This is a genomic window from Pseudoalteromonas sp. JB197, from assembly GCF_002332205.1.
Classification (GTDB): Bacteria; Pseudomonadota; Gammaproteobacteria; order Enterobacterales; family Alteromonadaceae; genus Pseudoalteromonas; species Pseudoalteromonas nigrifaciens.
This window is the reverse complement of record NZ_NRGZ01000001.1, coordinates 717,367-736,903: the sequence shown is the minus strand read 5'-3', so window position 1 is coordinate 736,903 and position 19,537 is coordinate 717,367. Positions and strand designations below refer to the sequence as shown.

At 40.6% G+C, this 19,537-nt stretch carries 15 protein-coding genes, 1 tRNA gene and 1 pseudogene; 3 read left to right on the top strand and 14 right to left on the bottom strand.

The window, feature by feature from the left end; translation table 11 throughout:
• Positions 1-104: 104 nt before the first annotated feature.
• From pnp to CIK86_RS03395, 8 genes and pseudogenes are all read right to left on the bottom strand, one after another.
• Entirely contained in the window at positions 105-2,231 is a 2,127-nt protein-coding gene (gene pnp, locus CIK86_RS03430; RefSeq protein ID WP_086998328.1) for a polyribonucleotide nucleotidyltransferase, read from the bottom strand.
• A gap of 350 nt (positions 2,232-2,581) precedes the next feature.
• Positions 2,582-2,851, bottom strand: a complete 270-nt coding sequence (gene rpsO, locus CIK86_RS03425) for a 30S ribosomal protein S15 (protein ID WP_011327689.1) — start codon at positions 2,849-2,851, stop codon at positions 2,582-2,584.
• A gap of 154 nt (positions 2,852-3,005) precedes the next feature.
• Positions 3,006-3,965: a tRNA pseudouridine(55) synthase TruB gene (gene truB / locus CIK86_RS03420; RefSeq protein ID WP_011327688.1), complete on the bottom strand. Its 960-nt coding sequence runs from the start codon at positions 3,963-3,965 to the stop codon at positions 3,006-3,008.
• A 91-nt stretch (positions 3,966-4,056) separates the two neighbouring features.
• Positions 4,057-4,449: pseudogene (gene rbfA / locus CIK86_RS03415) on the bottom strand (30S ribosome-binding factor RbfA); the annotation flags it as partial.
• Positions 4,450-4,558: 109 nt separating this feature from the next.
• Positions 4,559-7,219 (bottom strand): translation initiation factor IF-2, encoded by a 2,661-nt coding sequence (gene infB / locus CIK86_RS03410; RefSeq protein WP_086998325.1) that lies wholly within the window; start codon positions 7,217-7,219, stop codon positions 4,559-4,561.
• Positions 7,220-7,244: 25 nt separating this feature from the next.
• Complete coding sequence (nusA, locus tag CIK86_RS03405; RefSeq protein WP_011327685.1) at positions 7,245-8,744, bottom strand: transcription termination factor NusA; 1,500 nt, start codon at positions 8,742-8,744, stop codon at positions 7,245-7,247.
• 38 nt (positions 8,745-8,782) lie between these two features.
• Positions 8,783-9,238 carry a ribosome maturation factor RimP gene (gene rimP / locus CIK86_RS03400; RefSeq protein ID WP_041454374.1) on the bottom strand — a complete coding sequence of 152 codons (456 nt, stop codon included), beginning with the start codon at positions 9,236-9,238 and terminating at the stop codon, positions 8,783-8,785.
• Between the two features lie 279 nt (positions 9,239-9,517).
• Positions 9,518-9,594, bottom strand: a tRNA-Met gene (locus CIK86_RS03395).
• 290 nt (positions 9,595-9,884) lie between these two features.
• Between CIK86_RS03395 and CIK86_RS03390 the strand changes: the two genes are divergently transcribed.
• Entirely contained in the window at positions 9,885-11,435 is a 1,551-nt protein-coding gene (locus CIK86_RS03390; protein WP_086998322.1) for a cryptochrome/photolyase family protein, read from the top strand.
• 80 nt (positions 11,436-11,515) lie between these two features.
• Here the strand turns inward: CIK86_RS03390 and CIK86_RS03385 are convergent, their stop codons facing one another.
• Positions 11,516-11,962, bottom strand: a complete 447-nt coding sequence (locus tag CIK86_RS03385; protein ID WP_011327682.1) for an Hsp20 family protein — start codon at positions 11,960-11,962, stop codon at positions 11,516-11,518.
• Between the two features lie 290 nt (positions 11,963-12,252).
• Positions 12,253-12,699 (bottom strand): Hsp20 family protein, encoded by a 447-nt coding sequence (locus CIK86_RS03380; RefSeq protein ID WP_011327681.1) that lies wholly within the window; start codon positions 12,697-12,699, stop codon positions 12,253-12,255.
• Positions 12,700-13,048: 349 nt separating this feature from the next.
• Here CIK86_RS03380 and CIK86_RS03375 point away from each other — a divergent pair, with 349 nt between their 5' ends.
• Positions 13,049-13,312, top strand: a complete 264-nt coding sequence (locus CIK86_RS03375; protein ID WP_086998319.1) for a GrxA family glutaredoxin — start codon at positions 13,049-13,051, stop codon at positions 13,310-13,312.
• Between the two features lie 160 nt (positions 13,313-13,472).
• Positions 13,473-15,323, top strand: a complete 1,851-nt coding sequence (locus tag CIK86_RS03370) for a DEAD/DEAH box helicase (RefSeq protein ID WP_011327679.1) — start codon at positions 13,473-13,475, stop codon at positions 15,321-15,323.
• Between the two features lie 445 nt (positions 15,324-15,768).
• Here CIK86_RS03370 and CIK86_RS03365 read toward each other — a convergent pair whose 3' ends face one another.
• The 4 genes from CIK86_RS03365 to CIK86_RS03350 form a co-directional block, all read right to left on the bottom strand.
• Positions 15,769-17,325 carry an AbgT family transporter gene (locus tag CIK86_RS03365; RefSeq protein WP_011327678.1) on the bottom strand — a complete coding sequence of 519 codons (1,557 nt, stop codon included), beginning with the start codon at positions 17,323-17,325 and terminating at the stop codon, positions 15,769-15,771.
• Between the two features lie 161 nt (positions 17,326-17,486).
• Positions 17,487-17,762: a YfcL family protein gene (locus CIK86_RS03360; protein ID WP_011327677.1), complete on the bottom strand. Its 276-nt coding sequence runs from the start codon at positions 17,760-17,762 to the stop codon at positions 17,487-17,489.
• A 30-nt stretch (positions 17,763-17,792) separates the two neighbouring features.
• Positions 17,793-18,908 carry an ATP-NAD kinase family protein gene (locus tag CIK86_RS03355; RefSeq protein WP_086998316.1) on the bottom strand — a complete coding sequence of 372 codons (1,116 nt, stop codon included), beginning with the start codon at positions 18,906-18,908 and terminating at the stop codon, positions 17,793-17,795.
• Positions 18,898-19,452 carry an elongation factor P hydroxylase gene (locus CIK86_RS03350; RefSeq protein ID WP_086998313.1) on the bottom strand — a complete coding sequence of 185 codons (555 nt, stop codon included), beginning with the start codon at positions 19,450-19,452 and terminating at the stop codon, positions 18,898-18,900. Before CIK86_RS03350 ends, CIK86_RS03355 begins: the two co-directional genes overlap by 11 nt.
• Positions 19,453-19,537 lie beyond the last annotated feature (85 nt).

The window sequence follows — 19,537 nt, the reverse complement described above, 5'->3', positions numbered from 1 at the left end:
AAATTCAATTGCTATAAGCAGTTAGTTTCATTAAAGCATAAAAAGGGGCTAAACAGCCCCTTTTTATGTTATCCAGTAAATATAACCGGATTAAGTATTAGCAATTATGCGTCAGTTGGCGCATCAGCTGCAGGTGCTGCAGATTCCATTGCTTCTTTAATACTTAGACGTACACGGCCTTGGCGGTCTACTTCTAGTACTTTAACTTTAACTTCTTGACCTTCAGAAAGGTGATCAGTCACGTTATTAACACGCTCAGTACTAATTTGCGAAATATGTACTAGACCATCTTTACCAGGAAGAATATTTACAAACGCACCAAAATCAACAATACGTACAACTTTACCTTCGTAAATAGTACCTACTTCAAGCTCAGCAGTTAATTGCTCAATGCGGCTAATTGCATTTGCTGCGCTTTCGCCGTCAGTTGCTGCAATTTTGATTGTGCCATCATCACCGATTTCAATCGTTGTGCCAGTTTCTTCAGTAAGTTGACGAATTGTTGCGCCACCTTTACCAATAACTTCAGCGATTTTCTTCTGTGGGATCTTCATAGTATAAATACGTGGAGCAAACTGAGAAAGCTCTTCAGACGGTGCAGAAATTGCTTTGTCCATCACTTCTAAGATATGTAAACGTGCAGCTTTTGCTTGTTTAAGCGCAATTTGCATGATTTCTTGAGTGATACCTTCAATCTTAATGTCCATTTGTAGTGCTGTAATACCGCCAGCAGTACCCGCAACTTTAAAGTCCATGTCGCCTAAGTGATCTTCATCACCTAAGATGTCAGAAAGAACAACAAACTTATCGTCTTCTTTAACTAGACCCATTGCGATACCCGCAACAGACGCTTTAATTGGTACACCAGCATTCATAAGTGCAAGTGAAGTACCACACACAGAAGCCATTGAAGATGAACCGTTTGATTCAGTGATTTCAGATACTACACGGATTGAATATGGGAATTCAGTCAATGTTGGCATTACTGCTGTAATACCACGCTTAGCAAGGTTACCATGGCCGATTTCACGACGCTTAGGAGAACCAACAAAACCAGTTTCGCCTACACAAAATGGAGGGAAGTTGTAGTTAAGCATAAAGTGGTTTTTGTGCGTGCCAGTTAAATCGTCGATTAACTGTGAATCACGCTCTGTACCAAGTGTAGCTGTTACAAGTGCTTGAGTTTCGCCACGAGTAAAGATAGCAGAACCGTGAGTACGCGGTAATACGCCAGTCATTACGTCAAGTGCACGAATCATATCTGGTTCACGACCATCGATACGCTTTTCGCCAGCAGCGATACGGCCACGAACGATTTTCTTCTCAAGTGAACCGAAGATTTTACCAATTTCTTGCTTATCTAAAGACTCGCCTTCAGCAAGTTCGCTTGTTAATACAGCAACAACTTCATCTTTAGCTACGCCAAGTGCTTCTTTACGCGCTACTTTATCTGTAATGCGGTAAGCTTCGCCCACTTTATCAGCAGCAATAGACGCTACTTTCTCTTCAAGTGATACGTTTTTAGCTGGTGCAGTCCAATCCCAAGTAGGCTTGCCTGCTTCTGCTTTAAATTCTTTAATTGCTGTAATGATCGCTTGAGCTTGCTCATGACCATAAACAACCGCACCTAGCATAATGTCTTCTGCAAGTACGTCTGCTTCTGACTCAACCATTAATACTGCGTTATCAGTACCAGCAACAACTAAGTCTAGCTTGCTTTCTTCTAGCTCTTTTAGTGTTGGGTTAAGTACGTATTCGCCGTCGATGTAACCAACGCGAGTAGCACCAATTGGACCACTGAACGGAATACCAGAGATAGCAAGTGCAGCTGAAGTACCAATTAACGCAACCATATCAGGTTGAATTTCAGGGTTAACAGAAACAACAGTAGCAATAACTTGTACTTCGTTTACAAAACCACTTGGGAAAAGTGGACGAATTGGACGGTCAATAAGACGTGCAATAAGTGTTTCGCCATCGTTAGGACGACCTTCGCGCTTTAAGAAACCACCAGGGATACGACCAGCAGCGTACATACGCTCTTGGTAGTTAACTGTTAGTGGGAAAAAGTCTTGGCCAGGTTGCGCTTCACGTTTACCAACAACAGTAACAAGTACTGAAGTGTCGCCAATGCTTGCAAGTACAGCGCCGTCTGCTTGACGAGCGATTGCACCAGTTTCTAGTGTCACTGTGTGTTGACCTAGTTGAAATTCTTTAATAATTGCTTGCACTTAAAATATTCCTTAAATGTTTTAAAATGTTTTTAAGTTGTCATCTAAGTACCAATTACAGTACATAATTGTATTTATTTTAAAATCAATTAAGTACTACAATTGGCGATGACGTAAATAAACGTAACTAAACCTTTTTAGCTACGCGCATAGTATATACCAAAGCGCCGTTAGAATGCGAGTCTAGCTATTAGATAAAAGCTAAGCCTTATGAAGGCTAAAAATAACGACCTTTGCTTACCTATTAAATGGAGGTTTTATTTTATAATTTAAGGTGTTTATAAAACGTCGTGCTGAATTTTAGGCACAAAAAAAGGAGCTAAAAAGCTCCTTTTTTGATAATCAAGTGCTTAGCGACGTAGGCCAAGTTCTTTGATTAACGCAGTATAACGCGTGATGTCTTTACCTTTAAGGTAATCAAGCAATTTACGACGTTGGCTAACTTTGCGAAGCAGACCACGACGTGAATGGAAGTCATGCTTGTGATCAGCAAAGTGACCTTGAAGCTTGTTGATATCAAAAGTAAGTAATGCTACTTGTACTTCAGGTGAACCAGTGTCGCCTTCAGCACGTGCGAATTTAGCAATGATATCGATTTTTTCTTGATTGCTTAGTGACATAATAACTCCAAAAATTAAATTTAAAAGGTGCTTTAGCCGATCACTAATTCAGCCAAAACGATTAAGCGGGCGTATTCTACCAATTGTACAAATAACTACAAGTTAATTATCCCATCAATATAAATAAGCTGCTGAAAATATTTAAAGCAACTATTTATTCGGGTTTTACATAATCATCTTGTTGGCTGGCCAAGCCACGTTTAACTTTTAAATGGCCGCTGGCATTACGCTCGCCTGTACCAATAAAAATACCGTCAGCTACAACCTTAATTGCGCCTTCAGGCAAATCTATATCAAGGTCTATTGCTTGGCCGTGACTAAAAATACTGCCCTGCTCTTTACTTATCTCAACAACCGGTAAATCAACTAAAGCTGTATCGAGTGGCAATAACAACGCGTCTAAATAAGTAGAAGGTGCAACTTCTTCGTCTTTAGCTTTTGCTAATAACGCTTCAATTTCATCTAGCGACACCATTTTTTCTGCAGGATATTGACCAACCGCAGTGCGGTGCAGCATAACAACGTGTGCGCCACAACCTAGCTTTTCACCTAAGTCGTCAACAATAGTACGAATGTAGGTGCCTTTAGATACATGCGCCGTCATTTGTATTACGTTATTCACTTCATCAAATTCGTCAAACGTTAAGCTAAACACGTTTATTTTTCTGCATTTACGTGGTACTTCAATACCCTCGCGTGCATACTTATATAAAGGCCTACCTTGATACTTAAGCGCCGAGTACATTGACGGGTACTGATCTGACTCACCAACAAAAGCGGCAATTTCTTTAATCAGTTGTTCACGCGTTACATTTACATCTTTAGTACTAACAATTTCACCATCAGAATCTGATGTCGTTGTTCTCTCGCCTAATTTAGCGCGTACCACATAGGTTTTGTCTGTATCGAGTAAAAACTGTGTAAACTTGGTTGCCTCACCAAAGCAAATAGGCAGCATACCAGTTGCCAATGGATCTAGCGCACCTGTGTGCCCCGCCTTTTGTGCAAAGTACACACCTTTTGTTTGCTGTAGTGCTTTATTTGATGAAATGCCAATTGGTTTGTTTAACAACAAAATACCGTCAACTGGACGGCCTTTACTGCGCTTTGCCATCTGTATTAGTGCCTTCTTCGCTATCTGTATCAATATCTACGTGCTTAGTCTCATCTTCGCTGTTAGTTACGTCATCTTCATGATCAGTGCTGTCTTCAACATCTGTTTCATCTGCAACATGTTTAGCGTTGTCTTCGCGAATAATGGAATCAACTAAGTTAGATATACGCATACCTTCCATTAGTGAGTTATCAACTAAAAACTTTAACTCAGGCATAATACGTGCACGAATACGCTTACCTAGTAACGAGCGGATATAACCGGTCGCTTCGTTAAGTACGTTTGCACTTTGCTTCGCTGCATTATCATCTTGCGTATTAAATACCGTAATGAATATTTTCGCATAAGATAAATCGCGCGATACTTCTACCGCTGACACTGTCACCATACCTAAGCGTGGATCTTTTATTTCGCGTTGTAAAATTACCGCAATTTCTTTTTGAATTTGCTGAGCAACACGATCTGTACGAGAAAATTCTCTCATTGCATTTGTCCTAAAATCATAACCTATTGGAATATAATAATAAGTTAATTAAATAATGGATACACAAATGGGGGCTAAGCCCCCATTTATTAGTCTAGCTAGCTAACAATTAAAGAGTACGTTGTATTTCAACTGTTTCAAATACTTCAATTTGGTCGCCAACACGAACGTCATTGTAGTTCTTAACGCCGATACCACATTCCATGCCGTTACGAACATCAGCAACATCGTCTTTAAAGCGACGAAGTGACTCAAGTTCACCTTCGTAGATAACCACGTTATCACGAAGTACACGAATTGGAGCGCTACGTTTAATAACACCTTCAGTAACCATACAACCAGCAATTGCGCCAATTTTTGGAGACTTAAACACGTCACGAACCTGAGCAAGACCAATAATCTCTTGCTTAAATTCTGGTGCCAACATACCCGACATTGCTTGTTTAACTTCGTCAATCAAGCTGTAGATTACGCTGTAGTAACGCAAGTCTAAGTTTTCAGACTCAATTACTTTACGAGCAGAAGCATCAGCACGAACGTTAAAGCCAACCACAATTGCGTTAGACGCTGCTGCAAGTGTTGCATCAGTTTCGGTAATACCACCAACACCTGAACCTACTATCTTCACTTTCACTTCATCAGTAGAGAGTTTAGTTAGTGAATCAGAGATTGCTTCGATTGAACCTTGAACGTCAGCTTTAAGTACCACGTTAACTTCAGACACATCGCCTTCAGTCATATGACTAAACATGTTTTCAAGCTTAGCTTTTTGTTGACGCGCTAGTTTAACATCACGGAATTTACCTTGACGGTATAAAGCAACTTCACGCGCTTTACGCTCATCTTTAACTACAGTTGCTTCGTCGCCTGCAGCCGGAATACCAGAAAGACCTAAAATTTCTACAGGAATAGAAGGACCCGCAGACTTAATATCTTTACCGTTTTCATCGCGCATTGCACGAATACGACCATACTCAAGACCACATAATACAATGTCACCTTGGTTAAGCGTACCCGATTGAACAAGTATAGATGCAACTGGACCACGGCCTTTATCTAAGCGTGATTCAATAACAACACCTGCAGCCATACCAACAGTAGGAGCAGTAAGCTCTAGTAGTTCAGATTGGTTTAATACCGCTTCTAAAAGCTCATCAATACCTAAACCTGTTTTAGCTGAGATATGAACGTACTGCGTATCGCCGCCCCATTCTTCTGGAATAACGTCAAGCTGAGCTAGCTCGTTCTTAACACGATCTGGGTCTACGCCTTCTTTATCCATTTTGTTTACAGCAATGATTAAAGGAACGCCAGCAGCACGCGCATGCTGTACAGCTTCTTTAGTTTGTGGCATAACACCATCATCTGCTGCAACCACTAGGATTACGATATCAGTCGCTTGAGCACCACGAGCACGCATTGAAGTAAATGCGGCGTGACCCGGAGTATCTAAGAAAGTGATCATGTTGCCATTAACATCAACATGGTATGCACCAATGTGCTGTGTAATACCACCGGCTTCGCCTGAGGCTACTTTAGCTGAACGAATGTAATCAAGTGTAGATGTTTTACCATGGTCAACGTGACCCATAACAGTTACAACTGGTGCACGTGGCTCAGACTTACCATCTTCATGACGATCGTTTAGTACTTTTTGCTCTAATTCGTTTTCTTTAACAATGATAACTTTGTGGCCCATTTCTTCTGCAACAAGTTGTGCAGCTTCTTGGTCAATCACTTGGTTAATAGTAACCATGTCGCCCATTTTCATCATTGTTTTTACAACTTCAGCGCCTTTAACAGCCATGCGTGACGCAAGCTCTGCAACTGTAATTGTTTCGCTAATACGCACTTCATTTTTAACATCAGCAGTTGGTTTTGTAAAACCATGCTGTAGCGATGTAGGTGCTTTTAACTTGCCTTTATTACGGCCTTTAGACGCTGCAAATTTATCTTTTGCTGGCGCTTTTTTCTTTTTCTTCGCACGGCGTGTGCCTTGCTCATCACGAGCATCAGCAACATCTTCTGCTTCACGTGCGTAAGTAGAAGTTGTAAGGTGGTGATCAGATGTTTCTTCACGCTTCTTACGCTCTTCTTCTTCTTTCTTCCAGCGTGCTGAGTTCTCTTCAGCAAGCTTTCTTGCTTCTTCTGCTTGACGTTTCGCTTCTTCTTCAGCTTTCTTCAATGCGGCCTCTTCTGCTTCTTTTTGCAGACGCTCAGCTACGATGCGATCTTTCTCAGACTTAGCACTTTGCTCTGGGGTCATCTGCTGTTGTTTCGCTTTACGCTCTGCATCAGCTTTGCGTTTAGCTTCTTCTTTAGCTTTACGATCAGCGTCTTCTTTCGCTTTACGTTCCGCCTCTTGTTTCGCTTTCAATTCTGCGGCTTCTTGGGCAGCTTTTTGCTGCTCTTCAAGGCGCAGTTTTTCTTCAGCGGCTAGGCGTAGCTCTTCTTGCTCTTGTTCCATTGCGCTTTTCTTCACGTAGGTACGTGTTTTGCGAACTTCAACTTGAACAGACTTTGCTTTGCCCGTAGAGCCAGTCACACTTAATGTGCTTTTGCTCTTACGTTGCAATGTCATACGCGCTGGGCCATCTGAACCTGTGCCGCCATGCTGCTTGCTTAAGTGATCAAGTAACGTCGCTTTTTCAGCTTCGGTTACACTTTCGCCTGCTTGCTTGGTAATACCTGCTTGTGAAAACTGCTGTAGCAATTTATCAACAGTTGTACCTATATCACCGGCTAGTTTTTCAACATTTACTTCTGCCATAGTCTCTAATACCTCCGTTAATAAATTACTCGTCTGCAAACCAACAAATGTTACGTGCAGCCATAATCAGCTCACCTGCTTTTTCAGGTGATAGTTCTGTAATATCCACTAATTCATCAATACCTTGCTCAGCTAAGTCTTCAAGTGTAATTACACCTTTGCTTGCCATAACAAATGCTAAATGACGTTCTAAGCCTTCAAGCGCAAGTAAGTCTTCAGCTGGCTCTGCGCCATCTAAGCTTTCTTCCGTTTTAAGTGCTTTAGTGGTTAATGCGTCTTTTGCACGTGAGCGCAATAGATCAACCGTTTCTTCATCTAAGCCATCAATTTCTAAAAATTCAGATGCCGGTACATACGCAACTTCTTCAAGTGACGAGAAACCTTCGTTAATTAATAATGAAGCAAATTCATCATCAATTTCTAAATTTTCAGTAAATAAGTTAAGTAACTTATCTGACTCAGCTTCGTTTTTGCTACGCATGTCTTCAACAGTCATTACGTTTAGTTCCCAGCCAGTTAATTGGCTAGCTAAACGAACGTTTTGACCATTACGACCAATAGCTTGTGCTAGGTTATCAGCTTCTACAGCGATATCCATTGAGTGCGTATCTTCATCCATTACGATTGAAGCTACTTCTGCAGGTGCCATTGCGTTAATAACAAATTGTGCTGGGTTATCATCGTAAAGTACGATATCAACACGCTCACCGCCAAGTTCTGACGATACAGCTTGAACACGTGCGCCACGCATACCTACACAAGCACCAATTGGGTCAATACGTTTGTCGTTAGACTTAACCGCAATTTTAGCGCGCGAACCTGGATCACGTGCAGCGGCACGTAATTCAATCATTTCTTCGCCGATTTCTGGCACCTCAATGCGGAACAATTCCATTAGCATTTCAGGCTTAGAACGCGTTACAAATAATTGTGCGCCACGTGCTTCTGGCTTAACTTCGTATAGAAGACCACGAATACGATCGCCTGGGCGGAAGTTTTCACGCGGTAGCATGTCGTCACGGTAAATTACCGCTTCAGCATTATTACCTAAATCAAGAACGATCGCGTCACGAGTGGCTTTTTTAACCACACCCGTTACTAACTCACCTTCTTTACTTTTGTATTCTTCTACAACTAAAGCACGCTCAGCTTCACGTACTTTTTGTACGATAACTTGCTTAGCCATTTGGGTTGTAATACGGTCAAATTTAATTGAGTCAATTTGCTCTTCAACGAAGTCACCCATTTGCAAGTCAGGTTCTTCAACTTGCGCTGCTTCTAGGGTAATTTCGCTGTATGGGTTCTCTAAAGACCCATCTTCTAATACTGCAGCAATCTGCCAGCGACGGTAAGTATCGTAGTCACCTGTTTTACGGTCAATTGCTACACGTACGTCGATGTCACCACCGTGCTTTTTCTTTGTTGCTGTTGCTAGAGCGAACTCTAAAGCTTCAAAAATCTTTTCTTTTGGAACCGCTTTCTCATTGGAGACGGCTTCAGCAACCAATAATATCTCTTTTGCCATGGGTTATGCCTCGCTTGCCCTATTCCTTTGCGCTCGAATTAAAACTTTGCAATTATGTTCGCACGCTCAATGTTGCTAAGCATAATTAAATGCTCTGTACCATCACTAGATAGTGTAATCATATCGCTAGTAACTGCTATTAAATCGCCTTTAAAATTACGACGACCGTCTTGTGGAAGTTTAGTACGTAATTGTACTTCCTCTCCTTGCGCCTGCTCGTAGTGATCTTGTTTGAATAATAGACGATCAACACCAGGAGACGATACTTCCAAATCATATTCATTTGTAATTGGGTCTTCGACATCTAAAATCGCACTTATTTGGCGACTCGCATCTGCACAATTATCAACTGAGATCCCAGCCTCATGAGTAATATAAACTCTTAAGGTAGAATGGCGACCCGCTTGTACAAACTCAAGACCATGTAATTCAAAACCTAACATTTCTACCGCTGGCGTTAACATAGCTACTAAATCTTGTTCAAGTTTTGTCACGAAAATCCTCCATACAAACAAAAAAAGGGCTTATAGCCCTAAAATATTGAGTTTAAATTTTGATTTGATCACCATGTCACAAATCAAACAGTGCAGATACAACAACGCCCCGAACCAAGCGGGGCGTCACACCAAAAAGCACAAAACTGTGTGGCCTAGGGCCAAGCTTGGTTGCGAGTCAAAAATCTGACTAAATTAAACTACAGTAGCTTAAACGCAAAACGCGCATTACTTAGAATGCGCGATATAAATTAGTAAGATTAAACCCACTATTATGATTGGTTGCGGGAGCCGGATTTGAACCGACGACCTTCGGGTTATGAGCCCGACGAGCTACCAGACTGCTCCATCCCGCGCCAATAGATACTAAACTTAATAATTTAATATCGCTGTTAGTAATATCTTTCAACATACTAAACAATGGCGGGTATTATAAGTATGTACGCCGTAATTAGCAACCATAATAAGTAATAAGTTTATAAAAAAAGTGACACCAAATAGCGTGTTTATAATTTAACGCGTAATTATTTAATTTTGTTAATTTTTGCACTTATTATCCAAATTTAGGAATTTTTAAATCTATGTTTTTATAAAGTAAGCGATCTTGATGTAATAATTTTGCGTATTAAATTTATTTGGCTTAGGCATGACACACTTTAATACTCTTAGACTCATTTTGGGCGATCAGCTCAACCCTGCTCACTCATGGTATAAAGATAAAAAAACCAATACCTTGTATGTTATTGCAGAGCTAAAACAAGAAACTAGCTATGTTAAGCACCATATTCAAAAAATCTGTGCATTTTGCGCTATGGAAAACTTTGCAACAGCATTAAACCAAGCCGGATTTAATGTACTGCATTTAACATTAAACGAAACCTGTAATGATGAAGGTTTACCCGCATTGCTTACCTGTATAGCAGCGCAACATCAATGCAATACTATTGAGTATCAATACCCAGACGAATATAGATTAAAAACCCAGTTAGCCAACTTTGCAAACACTAGCCCATTAACGGTTAGCGGTGTTGACAGCGAGCATTTTTTACTGCCCTTTGAGGAAATAAAACACCGCTTTGTAAAAGATAAACACATAACGATGGAGCATTTTTATCGCGCAATGCGCAAACAATTTAATATATTAATGGATAGCAACAAACCACACGGTGGAAAGTGGAACTTTGATAGTAATAACAGAAATAAATTTTCAACCGCCGACTTAGCACAAATCCCGCCACCTAAATTATTTAATAACGATGTAAGCGCTATAATTGCGCGTTTAAATAAACATAATGTTAGCTACTTTGGTAAAGCCGCAGAACAACTCCCCTGGCCCACAACCCGAAAACAAGCCATTAGCTGCTTAGATTATTTTTGCTTGTATTTACTGCCTCACTTTGGCCAGTTTCAAGATGCAATGACAGAGCAAAGTAAACATAACAATAGCCTGTACCATAGCCGCTTATCGTTTGCTTTAAATGCAAAGTTAATACACCCACTGTATGTGATAAAGCGTGTAATAGCCCAGTACGAACAACGCCCTAATGATATTTCTATTGCACAAGTAGAGGGGTTTGTTAGGCAAATACTGGGCTGGAGAGAGTACGTACGCGCAATTTACTGGATTAACATGCCAGATTACGCAACTAAAAATCAGCTTAAAGCCAAAAATAAGTTACCGCCGTATTTTTGGCATGCTAAAACTAAAATGAACTGCATGCACCATGCGCTCTGTGAAAGCTTAACTACTGCATACGCCCATCATATTCAGCGTCTTATGGTTATTGGTAATTTTTGTTTATTAACAGCTATAAACCCAGATGAGGTTGATGCTTGGTATTTGGGCGTTTATATAGATGCTATTGAATGGGTAGAAATGCCCAATACTCGGGGTATGAGCCAATTTGCCGATGACGGAATTATTGCAACCAAACCTTATGCGGCAAGCGGTAACTATATTAATAAAATGAGCGACTACTGCAAAAACTGCCACTATAAAGTAAAACAAAAAGTGGGTGATGACGCCTGCCCGTTTAATAGCCTTTACTGGCATTTTATGCACACGCACAGAGCAAAATTAGAAAAAAACCCACGCATTGGCATGGTGTATAAAAACTGGGATAAACAAGAGAATACGTTACAGCAAAGTACATTACAGCAAGCAACTTACTATTTGAACAATCTGGAAAGCCTGTAACTTTTAACTTTTTATCAGAACAGCAAAAAGCCGCTAAAAAGCGGCTTTACGGGGATAATCAAAAACTAAGCTTATTTAAATTACTTGCCTTCTATAAGGCTACCACTGCCTATTTCAATTTTGCGTGGTTTAAGTGCTTCTGGTATTTCGCGTTCAAGGTTAATGCTTAATAAGCCATTTGCTAAATCGGCACCAAGTACTTTTACGTGATCCCCCAGCTGAAATTTACGCTCAAAGTTGCGCTCTGCAATACCTTGATGAATAAATTTACGCTCACTGGCTTGCTCTTTACCCGTTTTAATACCTGCAACAACTAGTGTGTTGTTTTCTGATTCTATGCTCAGCTCGCTTTCGCTAAAACCAGCAACTGCCATAGTAATTCGGTATTTGTCTTTATCGAGCGCTTCGATATTGTAAGGAGGAAAGCTTGGCTGCTTATCTGAACTTGCTGCCGCATCCATTAAAGACGCTAAATGATCGAAACCGATGAATGAACGATAAAGGGGTGATAAATCTACTGTACGCATAATAATATCCTCATATTTAAGCGATATTTCAGTTGTGCTTTTCTAATGAACAAACACAAATGAAGTTTAATTAATAATATAAATTTCAATTACTTCTGTTTAACAAGGACCCATCAGGCGTCCTCTACTTATCTATATATGGACGTTAAAATTGTTTTCAAGCAAATAACAAATAATTTTTTAAATTCGCTCTTTTAAAATACACAACAAGGTCGTTAAACATAAATTACAATGGTAAAAATACCGCCTCAAGCGAGGCGGCTAAAACAGTGGAAAATATTTAAAGTGAATTACTTATCTTCGAGCAAATCATTGCCACCGATTGCTATTTTGCGCGGTTTTAACGCTTCAGGTATTTCACGTTGTAAATCTATGCTGAGTAAACCATGGGCTAAATCAGCAGCGATAACTCTTACATGATCTCCTAACTGAAACTTACGCTCAAAATTGCGATCTGCAATGCCTTGGTGAATAAATTTACGCTCTTTACTATCGTCTTTACTTTGTTTAACCCCGCTAACTTTTAGGGTGTTATTTTCTGACTCGATTGTCAGTTCGCTATTGCTAAAACCAGCAACCGCCATAGTGATTCTATATTTGTCTTTATCGAGCGCTTCGATATTGTAAGGAGGAAAGCTTGGCTGCTTATCTGAACTTGCTGCCGCATCCATTAAAGACGCTAAATGATCGAAACCGATGAATGAACGATAAAGGGGTGATAAATCTACTGTACGCATAATAATATCCTCATATTTAAGCGATATTTCAGTTGTGCTTTTCTAATGAACAAACACAAATGAAGTTTAATTAATAATATAAATTTCAATTACTTCTGTTTAACAAGGACCCATCAGGCGTCCTCTACTTATCTATATATGGACTGCAAAATTGTTTTCAAGATGATTTTTCAAAAAATTATTTATTTTACTTTTAACACCACATTAAGCGCCCAATAACAGTAGCGATTATTTAAAAACGCTGATCCCTAAGGCATATCAATAAAAGCGAACAGCTTAATCGCTTGTTTGCTCTTTAATATTTAACTCAATTGGTTACACTAGTAGCAATTTAATTGAGGAGTTCACTATGTTAACTGTAATTTTTGGTCGTGAAGGCTGCCCATTTTGTGTTCGTGCTAAAGACGTAGCAGAACAACTATCAAATGAATGTGATGATTTTAAATTTCGCTACATCGACATTATTAAAGAAGGCATAAGTAAAGAAGATCTTGAAAAGTCTGCCGGCAAACCTTGCCCAACAGTGCCGCAAATCTTTGTAGACCAAAAACACATTGGTGGTTTTACAGAGTTTGAGGCCTACGCCAAAGAGAATCTTGGACTTTATCAATAAGTTCTGTATCAAATATGTTAACCAGTTAAGTAATCTAGTTACTTGGCTGGTTAAATTTCGACCAACATCAATCACCTATAAATTAGTTGTAATTTCTACAAGCATTTACCGCATTTATCCTTTATAATGCGCGCCTCTTTAAATTCGTTGAGGCGTATTAATGTCAGAACCAGTCACGTTTGAATCTCTAAATCTTTCTCCTGCAATTTTGAAGGCAGTTGAAGAGTTGGGTTACAAGACACCATCTGAAATCCAAGCTCAATGTATACCGTTATTGCTAGAAAGAAAGGACGTACTGGGACTAGCTCAAACGGGTACAGGTAAAACCGCAGCATTTGCACTACCACTATTAAATAATATTGACCCGTCTGTGAAACAGCCACAGATCCTTGTACTCACACCAACCCGTGAGCTTGCGATCCAAGTTGCTGAGGCATTTGAACAATATGCTAAACATGTTCGTGGTATTGAAGTATTGGCACTTTATGGTGGCCAAAGCTACAGTATCCAACTAAGTGCACTTCGTCGTGGCGCGCAAGTTATCGTAGCTACTCCAGGTCGCTTAATCGATCATATTAACCGTGGCACTATCAAGTTTGATGCTCTACAAGCACTTGTACTTGATGAAGCCGATGAAATGTTACGTATGGGCTTTATCGATGATGTAGAAAGCATCATGGAAAAAACACCGCGCGAAAAGCAAACATGTCTTTTCTCTGCGACCATGCCTAAGCAAATTCAAAACATCAGCAGCAAGTATATGAACAATCCTGAACAGGTTCATATCTCTGCGCGTAACTCAACTGTATCATCAGTAGAGCAAGTGTTTTGGAATGCAAGCATTCATAAGAATAAAGCCATTGTTCGCTTTTTAGAAGCTGAGCAATATGAAGGTGCTATTGTTTTCGTACGTACGCGTAACGATACAGTACAACTTGCTGAATTATTAGAGCGCGAAGGTTTCTCTGCCGCTCCACTTAACGGTGACATGAACCAGCAAGCACGTGAACGCACAGTAGAGCGCTTAAAAAGCGGCATGCTAAATGTTGTTATTGCAACAGACGTAGCGGCACGTGGTCTAGATGTTGACCGTTTAAGTTTAGTTATCAACTACGATATTCCACAAGATTCTGAAGCCTACGTTCACCGTATCGGCCGTACAGGTCGTGCTGGTCGTACTGGTAAAGCAATCTTATTCGTAAAACATAACGAACGTTATTTACTTAAAAATATCATTCGTCATACGAATTCAGATATTGCACAAGTTGAATTACCAACAGCTAAAATTGTTGAGGAAAAACGTATCGAAGCGTTACAAGCCAAGTTAACACTTGCTCTTGAAAACAAAGATATTACTTTCTTTAATGAAGTAGCAGCAAACATGGCTCAAAAGCTTGAACTTTCTGCTGAAGACCTTGCTGGTGCGTTACTGTGTTTAGCACAGCAACAATCACCAATTAAGGTTGAAGAAGTTAAGATTCAACCTCGCGAACGTAACGAGCGCAATGATCGTAACCCACGTAGCAATGACCGTGGTGATCGTGGTCGTCGTAACGAACGTGGCGGTGAACGTGGTGGCGAGCGCGCTGAACGTAAACCTCGTGAGCGTAACAGCCGTGATGCAGGTCCTATGGATACATACCGTATCGAAGTAGGTCGTGAACATGGTGTTCAGGTTAAGAACATTGTTGGCGCTATTGCTAACGAAGCTGACATTTCAAGCAAGTTTATTGGTGATATTCGTCTACACGATAATCACAGCACGGTTCAATTACCGAAAAACATGCCTAAAGATGTACTTGATCATTTCCAAAAAGTGTTTATTTGTAAACGTCCTATGGGCTTAACAATCACTGCTGATCAAGGTCCTGCTGAGCCACGTGGCGAACGCTCTGAGCGTCCAGCTGGCGGCGAAAAACGCAGCTTTAATAAAGATGACAGCGCACGCGGTGATAAGCGCAGCGGTCCTCGTAAAGAACGTCGCCCAGTAAGCTTTACAACGCCGAAATAAGCAACGACTCTTTAATAAAAACCTTGCCACGTAAGTGAGCAAGGTTTTTTTTGTGCCTAAAATAAAGCTCTAGGCTCTAGGCTCTAGGCTCTAGGCTCTAGGCTCTAGGCAGAAAATAATATTCCCCTGAGAAAATAAACACGATATTTTATTTCCACCTCACAGCTAAATTCTCGCCTGCACACCCCTTTCTTATCTGCACTGCTCTATTACTTCTCTAAAGCGCAGCGTCTCCTATCCTCTTAGTGAATAACTCACTTAAAAATATTTACGCAAAAAGCAGACAATAAGCTGTAAATGAGGAAGGCAATGCCATAGTAACTTTTATTGGGTTACTTTATTCGGGGTACAGTGTTTGCCCTACGGTTAAATCTGATCTCTTAACACAAAAAAGCCCCACCAATTTCATGATGAGGCTTTTACTATATTACCTATTTGTTTTACGTTAAGGCGCTAGCGCTGGGTAAACGTAGCTGGCATCAAGCCCTAGTGGGATACCCAGTGCCCAGTAACCTAATAAAAAGATACTCCAGCCAATCATAAAGGCGATTGAGTACGGTAGCATAATAGCAATTAAAGTGCCTATGCCGGTGCCTTTCACATACTTTTGACAGTACACCACCACTAATGGGAAATAGGGCATTAACGGTGTAATAATATTAGAGCTTGAGTCACCAACACGATAAGCCGCTTGAGTTAAGTCTGGCGAAATACCAAGTTGCATTAGCATAGGTACAAATATGGGGCCAAGTAATGCCCATTTTGCTGAACTTGAACCTACGAATAAGTTAACAAAGCCGGTTAAAAAGATAATTCCCACCACCGTTACTGCACTTGGCAACTGCATTGCTTTTAATAACTGCGCGCCTTCGATTGCTAGCAATGCACCTAAGTTTGATTTACTAAATGCGGCAATAAATAACGAACAGAAAAATGCCATTACAATATAATATGCCATGCCGCTCATCGCTTTACTCATGGCATCTATCATGTCTTTAGAGGTTTTAAAGGTGCCTACGGTAAAGCCGTAAACCGCGCCGGGTATCCAAAATAATAAAAAGATTAACGGTACGATAGATTGCATTAATGGCGAGCTAAAATTAGTTAACGAGCCATCGCTGCTGCGCATTGCCGAGTTACTATCTGCCGATACATAAGCAAGTAACGCAAGGCCTGCAACCATAACTGAACTGGCAATTATAAATGCACGTTTTTCATCACTGCGGGCATCTTCAAATACGGGTAAATCTTCTTTAGCGCCATCTACCGCGGTTTTTTGTAAACGTGGTTCTATAATTTTATCGGTAATATACCAGCCTAATGCCACTATAAATAAGCTAGATGCTGAAGCAAATGCCCAGTTATTTAACGGGTTAATTGTCATTGCAGGATTAATTATTTGCGCCGCACTTTGGGTAAAACTTTGTAGCAATGGGTCGATACCCGATGGAATAAAGTTAGCCCCAAAACCACCACTCACACCCGCAAATGCAGCAGCAATACCCGCAAGCGGATGGCGCCCTGCAGCATAAAATATAACCCCAGCTAGTGGAATAACTAATACATAACCTGCATCAGTTGCGGTATGGCTTACAATGGCCACTAAAATAATTGAAGGCGTTAATAACTTTTTAGGCGTCACTTTAAGCATTAACTTAAGGCCGGTATTAATAAAGCCCGAATGCTCTGCAACCCCCACACCTAACATAGCCACTAACACTACGCCTAAGGGTGCAAAGCCGGTAAAGGTTTTTACCATAGAGGATAAAAAGGTGGCGAGCGAATCACTTGCTAGCATATTATTGATAATAATGGCTTCGCCGGTACGTGGATCTATTGCATCAAAGCTTACGCCTGAAAACCACCACGACAAAAACCAAATTAGTAACATGGCAAACAAAAATATAATGGCCGGATCAGGAAGCTTATTACCTACCCGTTCAACAAAATTTAAAAATCGTGCAATTAAACCAGTTGGCACTGCACTTTGGTTATTATTCATTCTTTAAAGCTCTCTAAATCATATTTTCAATAACCATATCCTATCTTTACACAACAGTAAATTAACCTGAGGCTAACTCCCTCATATCAATACTTTTAAACAAAAAAAACGCGATAAGCCAGTAGCGTATCGCGTTTAAATTAGTTTTAGCCTAGGTTTACTCAGGCCAATGCTTTTACTTCTTCCCACAAACGAGCAACAAGGGTTTTGTCATCTTCATTAAGTTCACCATTATGATAAGCCTTCACTAAGCTTTGCTCTACGGTTTCGTTAAGTTCATCTGTGCTAATAGTTAGCTTTTCTACTTGCGCATACCCTACTGCTAAGTCAAAGTGACCTCGCAAATAGCCTCCTGCAAATAATTCATCATCGGTGGCTTTAATCACTAAATCATCAAAATAGTGTTGGGCTGCATCAATATAGTTTACTAAACTCATTTATTCTGTCTCCTGGTTTTGCAATGGGTATTAATACCCTACTGCATACATAATGTGGTCGTTAAATCCGCATGTAACTTTAATATAACCGGTTAGTTCATCATCTAAACTGCTATCGCCGGTGTCACAAATAAGTGGGCGGCCATTTAAAGCCTGCAATTTTGTTTTTGTAGCTACTACTATAATGTTATTGGTGCCAATAGCGCGAATAAGCGCGGGGCTAAGCTGTTGATTACCACGACCAAAAATATGTCCTTGGCCGCCAATTAAGGTGATCACTAATTTAGTTTTTTGACCTTGCGTATGCTCAAGTAATTGCGCTGCGGTTAGGTCTTGCGCTATAAGGGCTTGATCTTTAACTAAATCGACACCTAAAAGTGTATTTTCTAGTCCCATTTCTTCCATCACTGCGGCAACGGTTGAGCCACTGCCCATAATGTAAAAAGTGTCTTCATCCATTTCACTCACCACATAGGCGGCAATATCTACAAGCACTAACTCGTCGGTTTCTTTACCACCATTTTTAACCGCTTGCATGTAACGCACTTCGCTTGGTACTTGCATTTCGCCATAACGTTTTGCTTTAACTGTGCCTTGTCTAAATGCCTCTTCGTCAATGTCCATTACATCGGCGTCACCTAAGGTAACTAAATCGCCTTTTACCAGCATTTCGACTACACGCCCTGCTGCTTTTGGCGTGATTGCATATACCCCTGAGTGTATTTTGCAGCCAGCAGGAATACCCAGTACGGGTATTGTGTCCTCAACAGCATGACAAATATTACGCGCTGTGCCGTCGCCTCCAGCAAATAAAACTAAATCTACACCTAGCTCTTTAAGTGCTTTTACAGCCTGCTCTGTGTCGTTGGCTGTGGTTATAGCATTGCTGTTATATATTACTTGCACCTTAAAGCCGAGTGCTTTAGCACAGTGCTCGCCCATATCGCCATTTACTGTATAAATAGTTAATTGGTTTTTATAAGGCAGTAATACTTCAAGTGCGGCTTTTGTACGACTATTAGCTTTAGGCTGAGCGCCAAGTGCTAGCGCTTTGGCTGCAGTTGCTGCGCCATCGCTACCTTTTAACGCTACAGTGCCGCCTAAACCCGCTAGCGGGTTTATAATTAAACCTAACTTAAACTGCATCCGTGAGCTCCTTGGGATGTTGCCAATTAAATTGCTGTGCACTCATTGGCCATGGCGTATTATAAAAATGGCTGAGTGCTTTTAGCAATGCCTCGGTACGGGAGTTAAAACCGTTATTAATAAGTGTTAAAACTCGCTGGTGTACTCGCTGCTGAAAATCAAAACGACACGTTTGCTCGCCATTTAAATTATCTACCGACACATTAAATTCAAAACCTGCGGCGGTACTCAATAGCCACTCAATGGCTTGCGGTTTTATTTCTACATTTTCAAATTCGGCTTGTTTTTGCTTATCGCGGCCGTCGGGGCAATACCAATAGCCGTAATCTTCAAGTAAACGGCGCTTATCTCCCGCCACCAGCCAATGTGCAATTTCGTGCAGGGCACTGGCGTAAAAACCATGAGCAAACACAATTTGGTGATACGGCGTTTTATCACAGCTAGGAATATAAATAGGTTCGTGCTCGCCTTTAACCAGCCGCGTATTATAGCTTTGGTCAAAAGTGGCTGCAAAAATAGAAATTAAATCAGCAATTTTATGCATAAAAGTTTAATTACTTACTCTGAATATAGGGCTTACTGCTCATTATATTAAAAATGTGCGCGCTAAAAACGAGGTGAATTGTACG

Coding starts and splice junctions, on each gene's coding strand:
- CIK86_RS03350 (WP_086998313.1), bottom strand. CDS start 19,452: ATGCATAAAATTGCTGATTTAATTTCTATTTTTGCAGCCACTTTTGAC.
- infB (WP_086998325.1), bottom strand. CDS start 7,219: ATGGCAGAAGTAAATGTTGAAAAACTAGCCGGTGATATAGGTACAACT.
- nusA (WP_011327685.1), bottom strand. CDS start 8,744: ATGGCAAAAGAGATATTATTGGTTGCTGAAGCCGTCTCCAATGAGAAA.
- rpsO (WP_011327689.1), bottom strand. CDS start 2,851: ATGTCACTAAGCAATCAAGAAAAAATCGATATCATTGCTAAATTCGCA.
- truB (WP_011327688.1), bottom strand. CDS start 3,965: ATGGCAAAGCGCAGTAAAGGCCGTCCAGTTGACGGTATTTTGTTGTTA.
- CIK86_RS03355 (WP_086998316.1), bottom strand. CDS start 18,908: ATGCAGTTTAAGTTAGGTTTAATTATAAACCCGCTAGCGGGTTTAGGC.
- CIK86_RS03360 (WP_011327677.1), bottom strand. CDS start 17,762: ATGAGTTTAGTAAACTATATTGATGCAGCCCAACACTATTTTGATGAT.
- CIK86_RS03375 (WP_086998319.1), top strand. CDS start 13,049: ATGTTAACTGTAATTTTTGGTCGTGAAGGCTGCCCATTTTGTGTTCGT.
- CIK86_RS03370 (WP_011327679.1), top strand. CDS start 13,473: ATGTCAGAACCAGTCACGTTTGAATCTCTAAATCTTTCTCCTGCAATT.
- CIK86_RS03365 (WP_011327678.1), bottom strand. CDS start 17,325: ATGAATAATAACCAAAGTGCAGTGCCAACTGGTTTAATTGCACGATTT.
- CIK86_RS03390 (WP_086998322.1), top strand. CDS start 9,885: ATGACACACTTTAATACTCTTAGACTCATTTTGGGCGATCAGCTCAAC.
- CIK86_RS03380 (WP_011327681.1), bottom strand. CDS start 12,699: ATGCGTACAGTAGATTTATCACCCCTTTATCGTTCATTCATCGGTTTC.
- CIK86_RS03385 (WP_011327682.1), bottom strand. CDS start 11,962: ATGCGTACAGTAGATTTATCACCCCTTTATCGTTCATTCATCGGTTTC.